At 55.0% G+C, this 18101-nt stretch carries 20 protein-coding genes; 17 read left to right on the top strand and 3 right to left on the bottom strand.

Annotated features, from left to right (window positions below):
* The coding region (locus ACN0XM_RS18855) for a hypothetical protein (RefSeq protein WP_417568478.1) at positions 1-286 on the bottom strand (286 nt) is incomplete at its 3' end.
* Between the two features lie 145 nt (positions 287-431).
* Positions 432-2153, bottom strand: a complete 1722-nt coding sequence (locus tag ACN0XM_RS18850) for a sigma 54-interacting transcriptional regulator (protein ID WP_417568477.1) — start codon at positions 2151-2153, stop codon at positions 432-434.
* 360 nt (positions 2154-2513) lie between these two features.
* Between ACN0XM_RS18850 and ACN0XM_RS18845 the strand changes: the two genes are divergently transcribed.
* From ACN0XM_RS18845 to ACN0XM_RS18765, 17 genes are all read left to right on the top strand, one after another.
* Positions 2514-2765, top strand: a complete 252-nt coding sequence (locus tag ACN0XM_RS18845) for a phenol hydroxylase subunit (protein WP_200363243.1) — start codon at positions 2514-2516, stop codon at positions 2763-2765.
* A gap of 60 nt (positions 2766-2825) precedes the next feature.
* A complete protein-coding gene (locus ACN0XM_RS18840) occupies positions 2826-3827 on the top strand; it encodes an aromatic/alkene monooxygenase hydroxylase subunit beta (protein WP_417568476.1) in 1002 nt (333 codons plus the stop codon).
* Positions 3824-4093, top strand: a complete 270-nt coding sequence (locus ACN0XM_RS18835) for an MmoB/DmpM family protein (RefSeq protein ID WP_200363239.1) — start codon at positions 3824-3826, stop codon at positions 4091-4093. Before ACN0XM_RS18840 ends, ACN0XM_RS18835 begins: the two co-directional genes overlap by 4 nt.
* A 14-nt stretch (positions 4094-4107) precedes the next feature.
* Positions 4108-5652 (top strand): aromatic/alkene/methane monooxygenase hydroxylase/oxygenase subunit alpha, encoded by a 1545-nt coding sequence (locus ACN0XM_RS18830; RefSeq protein WP_417568475.1) that lies wholly within the window; start codon positions 4108-4110, stop codon positions 5650-5652.
* A 61-nt stretch (positions 5653-5713) separates the two neighbouring features.
* Positions 5714-6073, top strand: coding sequence for a phenol hydroxylase subunit P4 (locus ACN0XM_RS18825; RefSeq protein WP_200363235.1), 360 nt, complete (start codon positions 5714-5716; stop codon positions 6071-6073).
* 10 nt (positions 6074-6083) lie between these two features.
* On the top strand, positions 6084-7145 hold the full coding sequence (locus ACN0XM_RS18820; protein ID WP_200363233.1) for an NADH:ubiquinone reductase (Na(+)-transporting) subunit F: 1062 nt from the start codon (positions 6084-6086) through the stop codon (positions 7143-7145).
* Positions 7146-7158: 13 nt separating this feature from the next.
* Entirely contained in the window at positions 7159-7497 is a 339-nt protein-coding gene (locus ACN0XM_RS18815; protein ID WP_200363231.1) for a 2Fe-2S iron-sulfur cluster binding domain-containing protein, read from the top strand.
* A gap of 5 nt (positions 7498-7502) precedes the next feature.
* Entirely contained in the window at positions 7503-8426 is a 924-nt protein-coding gene (locus ACN0XM_RS18810; RefSeq protein ID WP_417568474.1) for a catechol 2,3-dioxygenase, read from the top strand.
* Between the two features lie 110 nt (positions 8427-8536).
* Complete coding sequence (locus tag ACN0XM_RS18805; protein ID WP_100639049.1) at positions 8537-8728, top strand: 2-hydroxymuconate tautomerase; 192 nt, start codon at positions 8537-8539, stop codon at positions 8726-8728.
* Positions 8729-8772: 44 nt separating this feature from the next.
* On the top strand, positions 8773-9660 hold the full coding sequence (locus ACN0XM_RS18800) for a SphA family protein (RefSeq protein WP_417568473.1): 888 nt from the start codon (positions 8773-8775) through the stop codon (positions 9658-9660).
* Between the two features lie 124 nt (positions 9661-9784).
* The gene (locus ACN0XM_RS18795; RefSeq protein ID WP_417568472.1) at positions 9785-11242 is read left to right on the top strand and encodes a 2-hydroxymuconic semialdehyde dehydrogenase; all 1458 of its coding nucleotides are present in this window, start codon (positions 9785-9787) and stop codon (positions 11240-11242) included.
* 9 nt (positions 11243-11251) lie between these two features.
* A complete protein-coding gene (gene dmpE, locus ACN0XM_RS18790) occupies positions 11252-12037 on the top strand; it encodes a 2-oxopent-4-enoate hydratase (protein ID WP_417568471.1) in 786 nt (261 codons plus the stop codon).
* Between the two features lie 29 nt (positions 12038-12066).
* Positions 12067-12978 carry an acetaldehyde dehydrogenase (acetylating) gene (locus tag ACN0XM_RS18785; protein ID WP_417568470.1) on the top strand — a complete coding sequence of 304 codons (912 nt, stop codon included), beginning with the start codon at positions 12067-12069 and terminating at the stop codon, positions 12976-12978.
* Between the two features lie 15 nt (positions 12979-12993).
* A complete protein-coding gene (gene dmpG / locus ACN0XM_RS18780; RefSeq protein WP_417568469.1) occupies positions 12994-14022 on the top strand; it encodes a 4-hydroxy-2-oxovalerate aldolase in 1029 nt (342 codons plus the stop codon).
* Positions 14022-14828 (top strand): 2-oxo-3-hexenedioate decarboxylase, encoded by an 807-nt coding sequence (gene dmpH, locus ACN0XM_RS18775; protein WP_417568468.1) that lies wholly within the window; start codon positions 14022-14024, stop codon positions 14826-14828. The genes dmpG and dmpH overlap by 1 nt, the downstream gene beginning before the upstream one ends.
* 29 nt (positions 14829-14857) lie before the next feature.
* The gene (locus ACN0XM_RS18770) at positions 14858-16084 is read left to right on the top strand and encodes an MFS transporter (RefSeq protein ID WP_417568467.1); all 1227 of its coding nucleotides are present in this window, start codon (positions 14858-14860) and stop codon (positions 16082-16084) included.
* 28 nt (positions 16085-16112) lie between these two features.
* Positions 16113-17057, top strand: a complete 945-nt coding sequence (locus ACN0XM_RS18765; RefSeq protein ID WP_417568466.1) for a ketopantoate reductase family protein — start codon at positions 16113-16115, stop codon at positions 17055-17057.
* Here ACN0XM_RS18765 and ACN0XM_RS18760 read toward each other — a convergent pair.
* Positions 17054-18100, bottom strand: a complete 1047-nt coding sequence (locus ACN0XM_RS18760) for a peptidoglycan -binding protein (protein ID WP_417568465.1) — start codon at positions 18098-18100, stop codon at positions 17054-17056. The genes ACN0XM_RS18765 and ACN0XM_RS18760 overlap by 4 nt on opposite strands.
* Between the last annotated feature and the right edge of the window lies 1 nt (position 18101).

Genomic DNA, 18101 nt, shown 5'->3' with positions numbered 1-18101 from the left:
CCCAGTCGCTCTGTAGGCTTTTGGCTGCTTGGTGTGACCGGGCCATTTCTCCTGCGCTCAGATATACGATCGGGCGGGTTTGGCCTTGGTTCAATAGGTCGAGGCGGGCATTCGAGGTTTGGTCTGCTTGCAACACTAGCCAGTCGTAAGCGTATAGGCTGCCTATCGGCGCTTCGTTGCCGTAATAGAAGCCAACGTTGCGGGGAGATGCTGATTGTTGTGTGCCTGCAGCCAGCACAGAGGCGGACAAAAGGAGCAGTATACTGAGCAGGAAGTGTCGGATCATGTGGGCAGATGCTGCAAAAAATGTGTTGGAGTTCTACATTGTAACGCAAACTGAAACCAGTGACTTGCCTGCCTGATTTCCGAGGGTTGGCAAAGGAACCGGCGTGTTGATTGTGCAAGTCAGCGCTTCTGAGTCATTGGTACGCTTAATTTTTCTGCGGTATTCCGGCTTTTTTGAGCCGATAAGCCAGTGCTGGCCGGGTGAGCCCAAGCAAGCGTGCGGCCTCGGACACGTTCTGGCTTGCCTGACTCATCGCCCGCCGCATAAGAGTTTCTTCCACCTCATCCAGACTGATATTGTTGTTGATGATGCTCTCCGCCCAGTGCGCGGACCCTTCTTGATGCAAATCGCCGGAGACTACCTGACCCGCGTCATCGATAAATTCCGAGGGTTGAGGCGAAGCCTGCTGGAATTCGCTGTTTCGGAAGACCGCAAAAAGCGCGTCCTGGCTGATGGACTCGTTATTGTCAGTGAGTATCACGCCGCGCTCGATCACGTTTTCCAATTCCCGGATATTGCCGGGCCAGCGATAGCGAAGGCAAAGCTCCAGCGCCTTGTCCGACAGGCCGAGGGTGTGTTTGTTATACTCTGCTTCGAACTTCCGTAGAAAGTGCTCGGTTAGAAGCGGGAGGTCTTCAAGGCGTTCGCGCAAAGGTGGAATCTGCACGGGAAAAACATTCAGGCGATAGTAGAGGTCTGCCCGGAATTTACCCGCTTCAACCGCCTCAGCAAGGCTTTCGTTTGTTGCAGTTATGATGCGCACATTGACCGATCGTGTGCGGTTATCGCCAACGCGCTCTAGCTCTCCCTCTTGAAGCACTCGTAGTAGCGAAGCCTGCGCTCGGGGTGTCAGTTCGACCACTTCATCCAGAAAAATCGTGCCTTTATCAGCCCGTTCAAATCGGCCCGGGCGGGATTGGTTAGCACCGGTAAAGGCGCCTTTTTCAACGCCAAAAAGTTCGGATTCAATAAGGTCCGGTGGTATGGCGGCACAATTGACGGCAACAAACGGCCTGTCAGCCCTTTCACTGCGCAAGTGAACACTGCGTGCGATCACTTCTTTACCAACACCGGTTTCACCAAGCAGCAACACCGAAACTTTTCCCAACGCTGCTTTATCAATCATTTTGCAGACTTTGTTGTAGGACGCCGACTGGCCAATGCCATAGTACTGCCCCTGTTGCTTTTCGAGGCTGCTGCGCAACGAGCTGACCTGAGATTGCAGATCGTAAAGTTCTTCTATGATGGGGTCTGCTTTGAAGTAACGGGCAAACTCTTCGGCGTCGTCCCACTGTTCAGCAGGCTTTCCTACAATAATGCATTTTTCATCCCCGCAGCCGCGGCAACTGGTTTCACGGAAAATGATTTCACGCCCCATGAACGAGGATGTATAGGCGCATGCATAGCCCAGCAAAGCCCAGCAAGCTGGCTCATCCATTTGCCCCAATTCGGTCTGGCAAATTTCCACTTCAAAAGAATCAATCCACTCCATTTCCGCATAGAAGTCGCCAGTTTCCTGATCGATGTCCACCTGAATAGGGGTAACGTTGACCATACCCTTCAGGGCATGGAGTTGCGGGCCAGCAAGAAAAATGTCCATCTCGTCGCAGTGCGGGCGAAGCTTACGTGCCAGCTCTGCATCCTTCAGGCCGGACTGGTAGCCAAGGCGCAGAAAAAAGCCCTTTGCTCTTGCAATGCCCATGCTGTTAACCATTTCGCGCCGGAATGCGCCCATGGCGCTCACAGCCATCAACAGCATGCGCTGCTCACCAAGCCAGATTTTTCCTTCGGAGCTCAGGAATCGAATTTGGTCAGTAAGGTCTTGAAATTTAATGTTTTTCAGTTTCGGCTTATAACTGACAGCCATGCTCGGGTCCCCTTTTGTTTTTGTGTGGGGTGAAGGCGAACGCTCGGAATCTGCGACAGTCATGTATCCACAGATTGATGTCGAAAATCAATCAAATGATAAAAAACAATCGGAAAGTACTAGATGATCTAGAGCGATTCATCAATTGCTCACTTAATTTTTTGTTTTTTATCAAATGATCAAATTTTCCTGATCAACCTCAAATTTTAAAAACTATTTTCTGATGCTTAAACAACTCCGATTCCTCTAAAAAATCAATAAAAACAGTTTGTTGGTATTGCTTTTGGCAGCCCTAAGAAAATTGTGGCACAGCCGTTGCTCAAACCTATTTAACAAACAACAACGATAACGGGGTCAGCAATGGAACACCGAGTAAAGACCTTCAACGAGTACACCCGCTACATCCGGGTTCGCAGCGCACCAGAGGACAAGTTTGTGGAGTTCGATTTTGCAATCGGCTACCCCGAACTGTTTGTCGAGCTGGTGCTGCCCCGAGGCGCCTTCAAGACTTTCTGTGAGCACAACAACGTAGTGCACATGGATTCCGCGATGATCCGCCAGATTGATGAAGACATGGTCAAGTGGCGTTTCGGAGAGAACGGCCACCGCTAGAAAGCAGCTAACCACCAGCGCCAACATCCACCTCACAACAACAATGATGGTAGGGCAGTTATGACTATTGAAATAAAAACCACCTCTGTGGAACCCATTCGCAATACCTACTCCGCGATAGCTCGCAGGTTTGGTGACAAGCCGGCAACCCGCTATCAGGAAGCCAGTTTTGATATCGAAGCCAAAACCAATTTTCACTACCGGCCGCTGTGGGATCCGAAGCGCACTTTGAACGACCCCAACCGTACTGCCATGCAAATGGATGACTGGTATGCCGTAACCGATCCGCGCCAGTTTTTCTACGGCGCCTATGTCGGCAACCGGGCCAAGATGCAGGAAGCTGCAGAAAGCAACTTTGGCTTCTGCGACAAGCGAAACCTGCTGACCCGCCTGCCTGAGGAAACCCAGCACCAGCTCCTACGACTGTTAGTGCCCCTGCGCCATGTTGAGCTGGGCGCGAATATGAACAACAGCAAAATCGCGGGCGATGCTATCGCGACTACCGTTGCCCAGATGCACATGTTTGCTGCAACCGACCGACTGGGGATTGGCCAGTACCTGTCCCGTATTGCTCTGCTGCTCGATGGCAGCACAGGCAAGGCGCTGGATGAATCCAAAACCTTCTGGATGGACGACGAACTCTGGCAGCCCATGCGCAAACTGGTGGAAGACATGCTGGTGATCGATGACTGGTTCGAGCTCACGCTTGTGCAGAACGTTCTTCTGGATGGCCTTATGTATCCGTTGATCTACGACAGGATGGACGCTTGGTTGGGCGAGCAGGGTGCCGAGGATGTGTCTCTGCTCACCGAGTTCCAACGCGACTGGTTCAAGGAATCTCTGCGTTGGACCAACGCAATGACCAAGACCGTTGTTGGCGAGAGCGAGGGTAACCGTGAACAGCTCCAGATATGGGTGACCCAGTGGGAGCCTCGCGCTTATGAGGCCTTGAAACCGATTGCTCAGGCTACGACCGGTCTCGATGCCCTGGACGAAATCCGCGCAGAGCTTTCTGTCCGGCTTAAGAAAGTTGGTCTTGAAAGTACAGGAGTTCAGGCATGAGCCAGAAAGTATTTATCGCATTTCAGGACAACGACAACGCCCGCTATTTGGTTGAAGCGGTAATGCAGGACAACCCGGAGGCTGAGGTACAGCACCAACCGGCCATGATCCGGATTGAGGCGGAAAAACGTCTGGTTATTAACCGCGCAACCATGGAAGAGACACTCGGTCGCGAATGGGATGTTCAGGAAATGCTGATTGATGTGATCAGTATTGGCGGCAATGTCGACGAAGACGACGACCACTTCATTCTTCAGTGGAACTGATTGGGAGATCCAAGATGGCTATTAAAAACAAGAAGCTGAACCTGAAAGACAAGTACCAGTACCTTACCCGTGATATGGCCTGGGAGCCCACGTACCAGAAAAAAGAAGACATCTATCCGGATGAGCAGTTTGAGGGCATCAAGATTACCGATTGGTCGCAATGGGAAGACCCGTTTCGCCTGACCATGGATGCCTACTGGAAGTACCAGGCCGAGAAAGAAAAGAAGCTGTACGCAATTTTTGATGCGTTTGCTCAGAACAACGGCCATCAGAACATTACTGACGCCCGTTACGTTAACGCGCTGAAGCTGTTCCTTTCGGGCGTTTCGCCACTCGAATACGCGGCATTTCAGGGGTATGCGCGGGTTGGTCGCCAGTTTAGTGGGGCCGGTGCCAGAGTCGCTTGCCAACTGCAGGCCATTGACGAGTTGCGCCACTCCCAGACCCAGCAACACGCAATGAGCCATTACAACAAACATTTCAATGGCTTGCACGATGCGGCACACCAGCATGACAGGATCTGGTTCCTTTCGGTTCCCAAATCTTTCTTCGATGACGCACGATCTGCGGGCCCTTTCGAGTTTCTGACAGCCATTTCGTTCTCGTTTGAATACGTTCTGACCAACCTGCTGTTTGTGCCCTTTATGTCGGGTGCCGCCTATAACGGTGATATGGCTACGGTCACTTTCGGGTTCTCTGCCCAGTCGGATGAAGCACGTCACATGACCCTCGGCCTTGAGGTGATCAAGTTCATACTTGAGCAGCACGAGGACAACGTACCGATCATCCAGCGCTGGATCGACAAGTGGTTCTGGCGTGGCTTCCGCCTACTGAGTCTGGTGGGAATGATGATGGACTACATGTTGCCCAACAAGGTGATGTCCTGGGCGGAAGCCTGGGAAGTTTACTACGAGCAGAATGGTGGAGCCCTGTTCAAGGATCTGGAGCGCTACGGCATTCGTCCTCCCAAGTATCAGGATGTTGCGAATGCTGCCAAGAACCACGTCAGCCATCAGGCCTGGGGCACTTTCTACCAGTATAGTCAGGCCACCAACTTCCACACCTGGATGCCTGAAGAAGAAGAGATGACCTGGCTCTCTGAGAAGTATCCGGAGACTTTCGACAAGTACTATCGCGCTCGTTTTGAACACTGGGACAAAGAGCAGAAAGAGGGACGTCGTTTCTACAACAATACGCTTCCCCAGCTCTGTCAGGTGTGCCAGATACCGGTGATCTTTACCGAAAAAGACGATCCGTCAGTGTTCAGTCATCGCCAGATCAAGCACGAAGGTGAGCGCTACCATTTCTGCTCCGACGGTTGCTGCGACATCTTCAAGAACGAGCCAGAGAAGTACATACAGGCTTGGCTGCCAGTACATCAGATTTATCAGGGTAACTGCGGTGGTGCGGACGTCGCGACAGTGGTTGAGAAGTATTACCACATCAATCTTGGCGTCGACAACATGGAATATCACGGCTCGCCGGATCACCGGCGTTGGCTGGATATCAAGGGCCTGAAGCCATTGCAGTCGAATAGCGAGAAAAAGACCGCAGCCTGACCAGATTTGCCCGCCCTCGCTGTCAGCCCGGGCGGGCCACCAAAACAAGAAGGAGAACACCATGAGTGTTAACGCTATATCCGAATATCACGCAGAACCCAAAGACCGTGTCGAGAACTTCAACGGCATGCAGCTGCTTTATGTCTACTGGCCCAAGCATCTGATGTTCTGCGCACCTTTTGCGTTGCTGGTTGCGCCGGACATGACCTTTGGTGCGTTTGTAGACGAGCTGCTCAAGCCTGCGGCTGCCGGGCACCCGGATTCCGAAAAAGCTGACTTTCTGAATGCCCAGTGGCTGCTTAACGGTGAAGCCTTCACCCCAGACCCGGCCTCCACGCTGATCGACAGCGGTATTGACCATAAAAGCATGCTGACCGTAACCACTCCGGGCCTGGAAGGCATCCGGGGTTCCGCATCCTGAGGGTTGAGTTATGAGCCATACCGTAACCATTGAGCCGATTGGCGAACAGATTGAAGTTGAAGATGGCCAGACCATCCTTCAGGCCGCGCTTCGTAGTGGTGTGTGGTTGCCCTTTGCTTGTGGCCACGGAACCTGTGGAACCTGCAAGGTTCAGGTGGTCGACGGTGATGTGGATCTGGGAGAAGCCTCTTCATTTGCGTTGATGGACAGTGAGCGAGAAGAGGGCAAGGTGCTGGCTTGCTGCGCCACGCTTGAAAGTGACGTGACCATTGAAGCGGACATTGATGTAGATGAAGACTTTGAGGGGTATCCGGTTGAGGATTATCAAGCCACGGTCACCCAAATTGTTGACCTGTCGCCAACCATCAAGGGCGTGCACTTAAAGCTTGACCGAGGAATGGCCTTTCAGGCTGGCCAGTACATCAATATTGATTTGCCTGACGTGGAAGGCTCCCGGGCCTTCTCGCTGGCGAATCCTCCTAGCCGTGCAGATGAAGTGGAACTGCATATCCGGCTGGTCGAAGGGGGCGCGGCCACATCCTTCATTCACCAGCAGTTAAAAGAAGGTGACAGACTGAACCTGTCAGGGCCATACGGGCAGTTCTTTGTGCGCAGCTCCCAGCCGGGTGATCTCATTTTCATTGCCGGTGGTTCCGGGCTTTCCAGCCCCCAAAGCATGATTCTGGACCTGCTGGCGCAGGACGATGACCGGCAGATCGTGCTCTTTCAAGGCGCCCGCAATCTGGAAGAACTCTATAACCGAGAGCTTTTTGAAGGTCTGGCACGTGACCATGAAAACTTTACCTATGTCCCCGCCTTGAGTCAGGCCGAGGAGGACGTCAGCTGGCAAGGGTTCAAGGGGTACGTGCACGATGCCGCGAAAGCGCATTTTGACGAACGCTTTTCGGGCCGAAAAGCCTACCTCTGTGGGCCGCCACCAATGATTGATGCGGCCCTCACCGCACTGATGCGAGGGCGACTGTTTGAACGGGATATTTTCATGGAGAAATTCCTGACGGCGGCTGACGGAGCGGAAGATGGACAGCGCTCTGCCCTGTTTAAAAAAATCTGATGGGGGCCGGCCCATGGGCGAGTTCTTGCAAGTCACCGAACAGTGCAGTGGTCAGTCGTTTCGTTGCAAGTCTGGCCAGAGCGTTCTCAAGGCTATGGAGCAACAGGGGCTGAAATGCGTGCCGGTTGGCTGCAGGGGCGGTGGTTGTGGCTTCTGCAAGGTTACCGTGCTCAGTGGCCAGTATTCCTGTGGAAAGATGAGCCGGATGCACGTGCCCCCGGAAGCGCTTGCACAGGATCAGGTGCTGGCCTGTCGCATCTATCCATTGACCGATCTGATTATTGAATGCCGGCCGCAGCAACCTGCAGCCAGACACACGAATGAGCACACAACAACAAAAGCAATGAGGTAATGATTATGAAAAAGGGTGTAATGCGTCCCGGTCACGTCCAGATCCGTGTTCTCGATATGGATGAAGCCGTCAAACACTACAGCGACCTTTTGGGCCTGATCGAAATGGACCGTGATGATCAAGGTCGCGTGTATTTAAAGGCTTGGACCGAGGTGGACAAGTTCTCCGTCGTGCTTCGTGAGGCAGATGAGCCTGGTATGGACTTTATGGCTTTCAAGTGCCTCAGCGAAGAGGTGGTGGATCAATTGCGTGGCGAACTCGCCGCGTTTGGCTGTGAGATCGAAGACGTTCCCGAGGGTGAACTTAAGGACTGCGGGCGCCGGGTGCGTTTTATCGCCCCCACCGGACACGCCTTTGAAATCTTCGCTACGAAGAAGCAGACCGGTAAATGGGGTGTGGGCAATCACAACCCGGAAGCCTGGCCGCGCGGACTTGAAGGTATGAAGGCAACGCGTTTCGACCATTGCCTGCTCTACGGTCCTAACCTGGATGAAACTCTGAATTTGTTCCGTGATGTGCTCGGTTTTGATCTGGCTGAGCAAGTAATAGCTCCTGACGGCAAGCGGGTTGCGCAGTTCCTGACTGCCAGCATGAAGGCACATGATGTCGCCTTTATTCACCACGAAGAGCCGGCCAAATTCCACCACGCCTCCTTCTTCCTGGAAACCTGGCAGGATGTGCTCAAGGCTGCGGACCTGTTGTCCATGACCGACACCTCCATCGATATCGGCCCAACCCGTCACGGCCTTACCCACGGGCAGACGATTTATTTCTTTGACCCTTCTGGCAACCGCAACGAAGTGTTCGCCGGCGGCGATTACCACTACCCGGACCACGAGCCGGTCACCTGGGATGCCGAGGAACTGGGCAAGGCCATTTTCTACCACGACCGTGCGCTGAACGAGCGGTTCCTGTCGGTATTGACCTGATTAACCGGGTATACGAAGCGACACCTTTATCAGGAGCGCCGGTGACACAGTTACCGGCCCCTGAAAAGGGCTGGGCCCGCGTACCCAATTCCATCGAATAAGGAGAGGTTATGCCAATTGCACAGCTTTATATCATTGAAGGCCGTAGTGATGAGCAAAAAGAAACACTGATCCGGGAAGTGAGCGAAGCCATGGCCCGCTCACTGGACGCCCCTATGGAACGCATCCGGGTGATGATCACCGAAATGCCCAAGCAGCACTTCGGTATCGCTGGGCAGTCTGCAAAAAAACTCGGGCGCTGACGCTGAAAGATACATTTCCAACAATTACAAAAAAGGACAGCTTGATGAGATACAAAAAAGTTATGACTTTGGCCGGTTTGCTGGCGGCAGCGCCTCTTTCGTCCCCCGTGCTGGCAGCCAACGGGCACTATGTTCCCGGTGTGGAAGGCATAGGTGGCCCCGCCGTACCGCCGCCAGGCATGTATTACCGTGGCTATCTGGCGCACTACGACATAGACAATGTGAGAGATGGCCAGGCCAACAAGGCACCCGGAAAGAACACGGGCGAAGTAACTGCGTTGGCCAACCGCTTTATCTGGATCACCGATAAGACTTTCCTGGGGGCCAGCTACGGGGCAGAACTGATTGTGCCCTTGCAGCGCACCTCGCTTGATTTCAAGGGTATTGGCGTAAAGGACAGCGACAGCGGTCTGGGTGACATTTTTGTGGGGCGGGTTGTACTGGGGTGGCATGGCAAACAATGGGACGCAGTGTTTGCCGCGGGCCACTGGTTTGATACCGCAAGCTACGAGCCAACGGAACCGGCATCCATCGGCAAAGGGTATGGCACCACCATGCTGACTCTGGGTGGATCCTGGCATTTTGACCCGGACAAACGCTGGACCTTTTCAGCGCTTTCCCGGTACGAAATCAAGACCGAACAGGATGATACCGGTGTTACACCCGGCGACAGCTATCTGATCGAGTGGGCCCTGAGCCACCGTCTGGACAGCGGGCTGAATGTGGGTCTGGTGGGCTATGAAGCCTGGCAGCTCGAGAGCAATGACGGTGGTCCCGCCGATAAAGCGGAAAAGCATGCCCTTGGTGCGGAAGCCGGCTATTTCTGGCCTGGCCACGGGTTAGGTCTGAACGCAGCGGTCTACCAGGAGTACAACAACGAAGCAGGGGCAGAAGGGGCTCTGTTGCGACTGCACCTTACCAAGGTGTTTTAAGGCAAAAGGACCAAGCTATCGAGAAGTGCTCGAGAACCTGGTCGAGCTATGCAAACCCCTGTGTTATTCGAAAAACCAGAACGCTGCGGCAGTGCGCAGGTGTAGTTAACGAAAAAGGTGAGCCATGAAAGAGTTCAAACATTTTATCAATGGCGAGTACGTGCCCTCTGCCAGCGGAAAGCTATTTGAAAATCGCAGCCCTGTAGACAATAGCCTCATTGGCAAAGTCCATGAAGCAGGTGAAGCAGAAGTCGATACCGCTGTCCGTGCCGCCAAGGCTGCCCTGAAAGGCCCCTGGGGCAAAATGACGCAAAAGCAGCGATCTGAAATGCTGTACAGGATTGCCGATCGCATCAATGAGCGTTTTGACGAGTTTCTGGATGCAGAGTGCCTGGATACCGGCAAGCCACGTTCCATGGCGAGTCACATCGACATTCCCCGTGGGGCGGCGAACTTCAAGGAGTTTGCGGACTCCATGAGCCATCCCACCGAGGGCTTTCGCATGGACACCCCGGACGGTACGGGTGCTCTGAACGTTGGTCACCGCACTCCAAAGGGTGTTATCGCTGTTGTTTCCCCGTGGAATCTGCCTTTGCTTTTGATGACCTTTAAAGTGGGTCCGGCGCTGGCCTGCGGCAACACCGTGGTTGTGAAACCATCCGAAGAAACACCCGCTACCGCAACCCTTCTGGGTGAGGTTATGAACGAGTGTGGTGTGCCGCCCGGAGTGTTTAACGTGGTGCACGGTTTCGGCCCTGACTCCGCTGGCGCTTTCCTGACCACTCACCCCTTGGTTGATGCAATTACTTTCACCGGCGAAACCCGCACCGGTGAAGTCATTATGAAAGCGGCGGCGGTTGGCTTGCGCAATGTTTCCATGGAGTGCGGTGGCAAGAACGCGGGCATCGTGTTTGCCGACTGTGACCTTGAAAAGGCAGTAGAGGGCACCATGCGCTCAGCATTTGTCAACTGTGGCCAGGTTTGTCTGGGCACGGAAAGGGTGTATGTGGAGCGCCCGATTTTCGACCGCTTCCTCGCCCGTATGAAGGAAGAAGTTGCCAAACTGAAGCTGGGTCGCCCGGAAGACCCCGAAGCCAACTTCGGACCGCTGGTCAGCCTCGAGCATCGGGCAAAAGTGAAGAGCTATTACGACCTGGCGCGGGAAGAAGGTGCAACCGTGGAAATCGGTGGCGGCATCCCGGATATGGGGGCCGAGCTGAACGAAGGCGCCTGGATTGAACCGACCATCTGGACCGGTTTGCCGGAAGACGCGCGCGTTATCCGCGAAGAGATTTTCGGGCCCTGCTGCCACATCCGCCCGTTTGATACCGAGGACGAAGCCATCGCCTTGGCGAATGACACCAACTACGGCCTGGCCTGTGCAACCTGGACTGAAAACTCGGCCCGCGCCATTCGTGTGGCTGAACAGATGGAAGTGGGCCTGGCCTGGGTGAACTCCTGGTTCCTGCGGGATCTGCGCACCTCGTTTGGTGGCGCCAAGCAGTCCGGCCTGGGTCGCGAGGGCGGTGTGCACGGCCTCGAGTTCTATTCCGAAACCAAAAACATCTGCATCAAACTCTGAGGAGCGGACATGGACAAGCAACAGATACAGGCCTGTGGTGATGAGCTCTATGAGGCCATGGTTAACCGCACCCCCGTGCGCCCGCTGACAGAGCGCTTCAGTGATATCAGCATTGACGATGCCTACAACATCTCTCTCCGGGTTCTGGAGCGCCGTATCGAGTCCGGAGAAAAGGTGATCGGCAAGAAGATCGGCCTGACCTCAAAGGCGGTGCAAAACATGCTCAAGGTGGGGCAGCCGGATTTTGGTTACCTCACAGACAAAATGGCATACAGCCAGGGCGAGGAAGTGCAGATTTCCGATCGCCTGATGCAGCCCAAGGCGGAAGGTGAAATCGCCTTCATCCTGAAAAAAGACCTGATGGGCCCGGGCCTGACAGCAGCGGATGTGCTGGCAGCAACCGATTGCGTGCTGCCCTGTTTTGAGGTAGTGGACTCCCGCATTGAAAACTGGGAAATCAAAATTCAGGACACAGTAGCCGACAACGCATCCTGCGGCGTGTTCCTGCTGGGGGATCGGGCGGTGAATCCCCGCAAGGTGGATCTGGCTACCTGCGGCATGGTGGTGGAAAAGAACGGATCAATTATCAGCACCGGCGCGGGCGCGGCGGCTTTGGGAAGCCCGGTTACCTGTGTTACCTGGCTGGCAAACACCCTGGGGCAGTTTGGTATTCCACTGAAGGCTGGCGAAGTGATTTTGTCCGGTTCGTTGGTGCCTCTGGAGCCGGTGCAAGCTGGTGATTTTATGAGTGTGAGCATAGGTGGCATTGGCAGTGCGTCTGTCCGCTTCATCTGATTGCTCCCGTTGATACAGGAATCCGAAACATGAACAAGAAACTCAAAGCGGTCATTATTGGCCCAGGCAACATCGGCACCGACCTGCTCATGAAAATGCAGCGTTCCGAGTGGATTGAGCCCGTCTGGATGGTGGGTATCGATCCGGAATCCGAAGGCCTCAAACGTGCTACCGAAATGGGCATTAAAACCTGCTCAACCGGGGTGGACGGTGTTCTGGAACATATTCTCGAAGATGATATTCGCGTCGCCTTTGATGCAACTTCTGCCTACGTCCATGCCGAGAACAGCCGCAAGCTGAACGAATTGGGCGTAATCATGGTAGACCTGACGCCAGCAGCCGTTGGCCCCTTCTGTGTGCCGCCGGTGAACCTGACAGACCATGCCAAGAACCTGGAAATGAACGTCAACATGGTGACCTGCGGTGGCCAGGCGACAATCCCGATGATTGCCGCTGTAAGCCGAGTTCAGCCTGTGGCTTATGGTGAGATTGTTGCCACCGTATCGTCACACTCGGTGGGCCCGGGCACGCGCCAGAACATCGACGAGTTCACCCGCACCACAGCGGGTGCGGTGGAGAAAGTAGGCGGTGCCAAAGAAGGCAAGGCGATCATTATCATCAACCCGGCCGAGCCGCCTCTGATGATGCGCGACACCATCCACTGTCTTACTGAAAGTGAGCCTGACCAGGAAGCCATCACCGAATCTGTGCACGCCATGGTAAAGGAAGTACAGAAGTACGTTCCGGGTTACACCCTGGTTAATGGCCCTGTATTTGATGGCAACAAGGTCACCTGTTACATGCAGGTGGAAGGGTTGGGCGATTTCCTGCCCAAGTACGCTGGCAACCTGGACATCATGACGGCCGCCGCTCTGCGTACTGCCGAGATGTTTGCCGAAGAAGCGGCTGACGGCACCATCACATTGCCGGCACGCGGCTAAGCGGGGGAGAGAACAATGAATTTACAAGGTAAAAAAGTCACGTTGCACGATATGAGCCTGCGCGATGGCATGCACGCCAAACAACACCAGATCAGTCTGGATGAGGCGGTCAGCATCGCGACAGCAATGGATGAGGCGGGTATGCCGATGATCGAAGTCACCCACGGTGACGGTCTGGGCGGTCGCTCTTTGAACTACGGTTTCCCGGCCCACAGCGACAAGGAATACCTCAGCGCCGTTGTGCCGAAGATGAAAAACGCCAAAATTTCTGCGCTGCTTTTGCCGGGGATCGGTACCGTTGACCATCTCAAAATGGCCCGGGACTGCGGTGTTTCTTCCATCCGTGTGGCTACCCACTGCACCGAAGCGGATGTGTCGGAACAGCATATTGGCATGGCCGCCGAAATGAAGATGGACACCGTCGGCTTCCTGATGATGGCGCATATGGTCAGTCCCGAGAAGATTCTCGAGCAGGCCAAGCTGATGGTGGGCTACGGAGCCAACTGTATCTACGCCACCGATTCTGCCGGCTACATGCTGCCGGATGATGTCACTGCGCACATCGGTTTGCTGCGCACCGAACTGCCTTCCAATGTCGAAATCGGTTTCCACGGCCACCATAATCTGGGCATGGGCATTGCCAACTCGCTGGCTGCCATTGAAGCCGGCGCATCCCGTATCGACGGTTCTGTTGCCGGTTTGGGTGCGGGGGCGGGTAACACCCCGCTGGAAGTATTCTGTGCCGTGCTGGACCGCATGGGTGTGGAAACCGGTGTCGATCTGTACAAGATCATGGATGTGGCCGAGGATCTGGTGGTCCCTATGATGGACCAGCCGATCCGTGTGGACCGTAACGCGCTGACTTTGGGGTATGCGGGCGTTTACTCCTCGTTCCTGCTGTTCGCAGAGCGGGCAGAGAAAAAGTATGGCGTTTCAGCCCGTGACATTCTGGTAGAGCTGGGCCGCCGCGGTACCGTGGGCGGGCAGGAAGACATGATTGAAGACCTGGCGTTGACCATGGCCAAAGAAAAGGGATTGATCTGATGACTGAAGCGTATGAGAACAAACTGACCCAGGCGCAGATTGAAGAGCTGGCGGCCCATTGCGAGAAGGCCGAACTCGAAGCCTATGAGATCACCAAGATCACTGACGACTATCCGCAAATGACCTACAAGGATGCCTTCGACATCCAGTGGGAAACCCGTCGTCGCAAGGAAGAGCGTGGCCACAAGATTGTCGGCATGAAAATGGGCCTGACTTCCTGGGCCAAGATGGCCCAGATGGGGGTTGAGCAGCCTTGCTACGGTTTTCTGGCGGACTATTTCAGTGTGCCTGAGGGTGGAGAAATCAAGCATGATGAGCTGATTCATCCTAAAATCGAGGCGGAACTGGCCTTTGTGCTCAAGGAGGAACTGAAAGGCCCGGGCGTGCATATTGGTGATGTGCTGCGCGCTACCGACTTTGTTATGCCAGCGGTTGAAGTCATCGATTCCCGTTACAAGGACTTCAAGTTCGATCTCAAAAGCGTGATCGCTGATAACTCATCGTCCAGCCGCTTCGTAACCGGTGGCCGCATGGCTGACATTGCTGATGTAGACTTGAAAACCATCGGCGTTGTAATGGAAATCAACGGAGAAGTGGTACAAACCGGCGCGGGTGCGGCGGTTCTTGGCCACCCGGCAGCATCAGTCGCCATGCTGGCTAATATGATGGCTGACCGTGGTGAAAGCTTGCCCGCGGGCAGTTTTATCATGATCGGTGCCATTACGGCAGCGGTTCAGGTTGAAAAAGGTGATGCCTTTACAGTGCGTTACCAGGGCCTGGGTACCTTGAGCGGCAAGTTTGTTTAAGAGGGCACATTGACATAAAGGTGATCCCCGTGACGCAGGCGCGCAGACTATTCCTGAGTATTTTTCTGCCGTTTGCGGCGGGGTATTTTCTCTCCTATGTGTACCGTACCGTCAACGCGGTTATCTCCGGTGAGCTCGTTGCCGATATGCACTTGTCAGCCAGCCAGCTTGGTTTGCTGACAAGTACCTACTTTATTGCCTTTGCATTTTCCCAGTTGCCTGTGGGCGTACTGCTGGATCGTTTTGGCCCCCGCCGTGTTGAATCCCTGTTGTTACTGGTTGCCGCTCTGGGTGCGATGGTTTTCTCCCGTGCCGACAGCCTCCTGGCGCTGACTCTGGGCCGGCTGCTGATCGGCATAGGTGTGGCTTGCTGCCTGATGGCATCATTCAAGGCTTTCGCCCTCTGGTTCCGCCCGGATCAGTTGCCGCTTCTCAATGGCAGCCTTATGGCCTTTGGCGCACTGGGGGCGCTGGTTGCAACAAAGCCCGTGGAATGGTTTCTCATATTCAGCGATTGGCGCCAGCTATTTGCCATGCTTGCGGCGCTGACGTTGGCCTTGTCTGCAGTGATCTTTTTCGTGGTACCTGAGCAAAGTGAGCCCCCGGCTGATACCGGGTTGCGCGCCCAGCTTGCCGGCCTGAAGCAGATTTTCCGGGATCGCTTTTTCTGGCAGTTGGCCCCTGTAGCGGCCGTGTTCAGTGGTTCCTCCCTAGCCATTGCAACCTTATGGGCAGCACCCTGGCTGCGGGATATCATGGGAATGGACTCGGGGCAGGTGGCGACGGCCCTGATGGTTATGGCGGCGGGGATGGGCGTCGGTTTTCTTACCCTGGGTTTTGTTCTGGCGCGGCTTATCAGGTTGGGTATTCGCCCGGTGCCGGTTGTTACAGTGCTGTTGGCATTGTTTCTGATGGCGGTAGCGGTAATGGCTTCGGGAAGGCAGGTACCGGGAATTCTGCTGTTTATGGCGCTGTTCGGGTTTCTCGGCTCCGTTTCAAGCGCTGTGTTTGCTTTACTGTCACGGCATTTTGACCAGCATCTTGCGGGTCGCGCCAACACGGCACTGAACCTGCTGGTGTTTCTCTCTGCTTTTATCTTGCAGTGGGGCATTGGAATTATTATCGGGTTCTGGGAAGTTGGCGCAGGGGCCAGCTATGAGAGAACCGGTTATCAGGCCGCTTTTGGCCTGTTAGTGGTGCTGCAAACCGGAATGCTGGCCATGCTGGCGTTTAACCACCGAAAACTGGAAGATTGAAGAAACAGGGCAAAGAGGACTGTTGTCTATGCTCAGCATACTGATGATCGGCGCAGGTGGTGTTGGTGGATACTACGCAGCGCGGCTGTCTGAGGCTGGCCACAGGGTTGTTCTCACGGCCCGTGGTGCGCACCTGGCGGCACTGAAGAAAAACGGCTTGCTGGTTCATTACGAGAACCGTCGGATAGAGTGCCGGGTTCCCGCTGTTGACCATGCCGCGTTGATACAGAACTACCAGCCTGGCGACTTCGATGTTGTTGCCATTGCGCTGAAATCCAACGCAACACAAGCCGTGCTGAATGAGTTGGCCCCCTGGCTGTCACAAAGCGACGTGCCTGTTCTTTCGTTGCAAAACGGGGTGGATAACGAACCCCTGATTGCCAAGAGGCTTGGTGAGAGCCGGGTTCTTGGCGGCCTGGCTGTGCGTATCGGTGGCCATATTGTTGAGCCTGGCGTTGTTGAGGCGGAAGGTGTGGCGCAGATTATCATGGGCGAGTGGCCAGCCGTTCCGGAAGAACAGGATGCCCGCCGCCCGCTTCTGGAAATCCTGCAGACCGCTTTTGAGAAGGCGGGCATTCCGTCGGTGATATCGGATAATATTCGCTATGAGCTATGGCGCAAGTTGGTGATTAACAATGGCGTTAATCCCATTTCTGCCCTCACCGGCCTCGACACCCAAAGCCTGACCCGGCACCCGCAGTTCAGCCAGGTTGTGCAGGGCATGATGGCGGAGACCGCCGCTGCCGCAAAAGCCGATGGTGTGGAACTTGGCAAAGCGGACGTTGACGAGATGTTTGCGTTGATCAGCAGTTTTAATGCCATCAAGACATCCATGCTGGTTGACAAGGAAAAAGGCCGCCCCCTTGAGCTGGATGGTATCGCGGGGGCCGTGCTTCGTCGCTCCAAAGCACTCGGTATCGAAGCCCCCTATACCACCACCGTTAATGCCCTTCTGGAGCATGGCCCGGGTTAGCGATCGGTCAGCTTGATCTCGATGCGCCGGTTTTTCTGCAAGGCTTCTGGTGAGGTGCCGTCCGCAACCGGGAAGAATTCACCAAAGCCGGCGGCGACCATGCGGTTCTGTGGCACGCCCTGATCCGCCAGATAGCGCACAACTGCGACGGCACGGGCGGTTGAAAGCTCCCAGTTGGAAGGGAACTGCGGTGTGTTGATGGGTATCAGGTCGGTGTGACCGTCGATGCGCAGAATCCAGTCGAGGTCATCCGGGATGGTTTTGACCACATCCAGCAATACCCCGGCCAGCTTGTCCAGCTCACGTTTGCCCTCAGCGCCGAGGCTGGCGGAGCCGGAAGCGAACAGCAGTTCGGAAGGCAGCAGGAAGCGGTCGCCCACAATGCGGATATTTTCATTGGCGGCCAGAATGTTCCGCAGCCCGGAGAAAAATTCCGACTGGTACTGTTCCAGTTCGTTCACGCGCTCAGCCAGAAGGGTGTTCAGGCGTCGGCTGACGTTCTCCAGCTCGCCTTCCTTGTCTGCGGTCATTTCCTTTTGCAGTTTCAGCGCAGCGGTTATCTGGCGTAGCTGGTTCTGCAGCGATGCAATCTGATTGGATAACCGCATAATCATGTTTTGCTGGCTGACAGAAAGCTCATCCTTGTCATCCAGTTCCTGATTCATGGTGGCCAGCCGCTCAGCCCGGGCTTCGGCATCGGCGGTTTGCTGCATCAGCCGGTTGCGGGCAGCGTCCAGCCGTTCTTGCAGGGCTTCGTTTTCGGCCTGGCTGTCACTGAAGTTGCTCTGGACCGTCAGCATCTGCTGCTCCAATGCTTCGGTTTTGCTTTGCTCCAGCCCCAGCAGTTGTGAAATTTCGCTCAGCCGCTGATTCAGACGGGCCAGCTCGGAGTTGCGGTCAGACAGCGTCTGGGAAAGGTAAAGCTGGCTCACCACGTAAACCAGCAGCATGAATATCACCAGCATCAACAGGGCCGAGAGTGCGTCTACGTACCCTGGCCACACATTGATAGTGCTACGGCTTCGGCGTCTGGAACCGATCATG

It is taken from the genome of Marinobacter sp., assembly GCF_048269445.1.
Classification (GTDB): domain Bacteria; phylum Pseudomonadota; class Gammaproteobacteria; order Pseudomonadales; family Oleiphilaceae; genus Marinobacter.
Note: the sequence above shows the minus strand (reverse complement) of the source record. Positions and strands in the feature narration are given on the sequence as shown.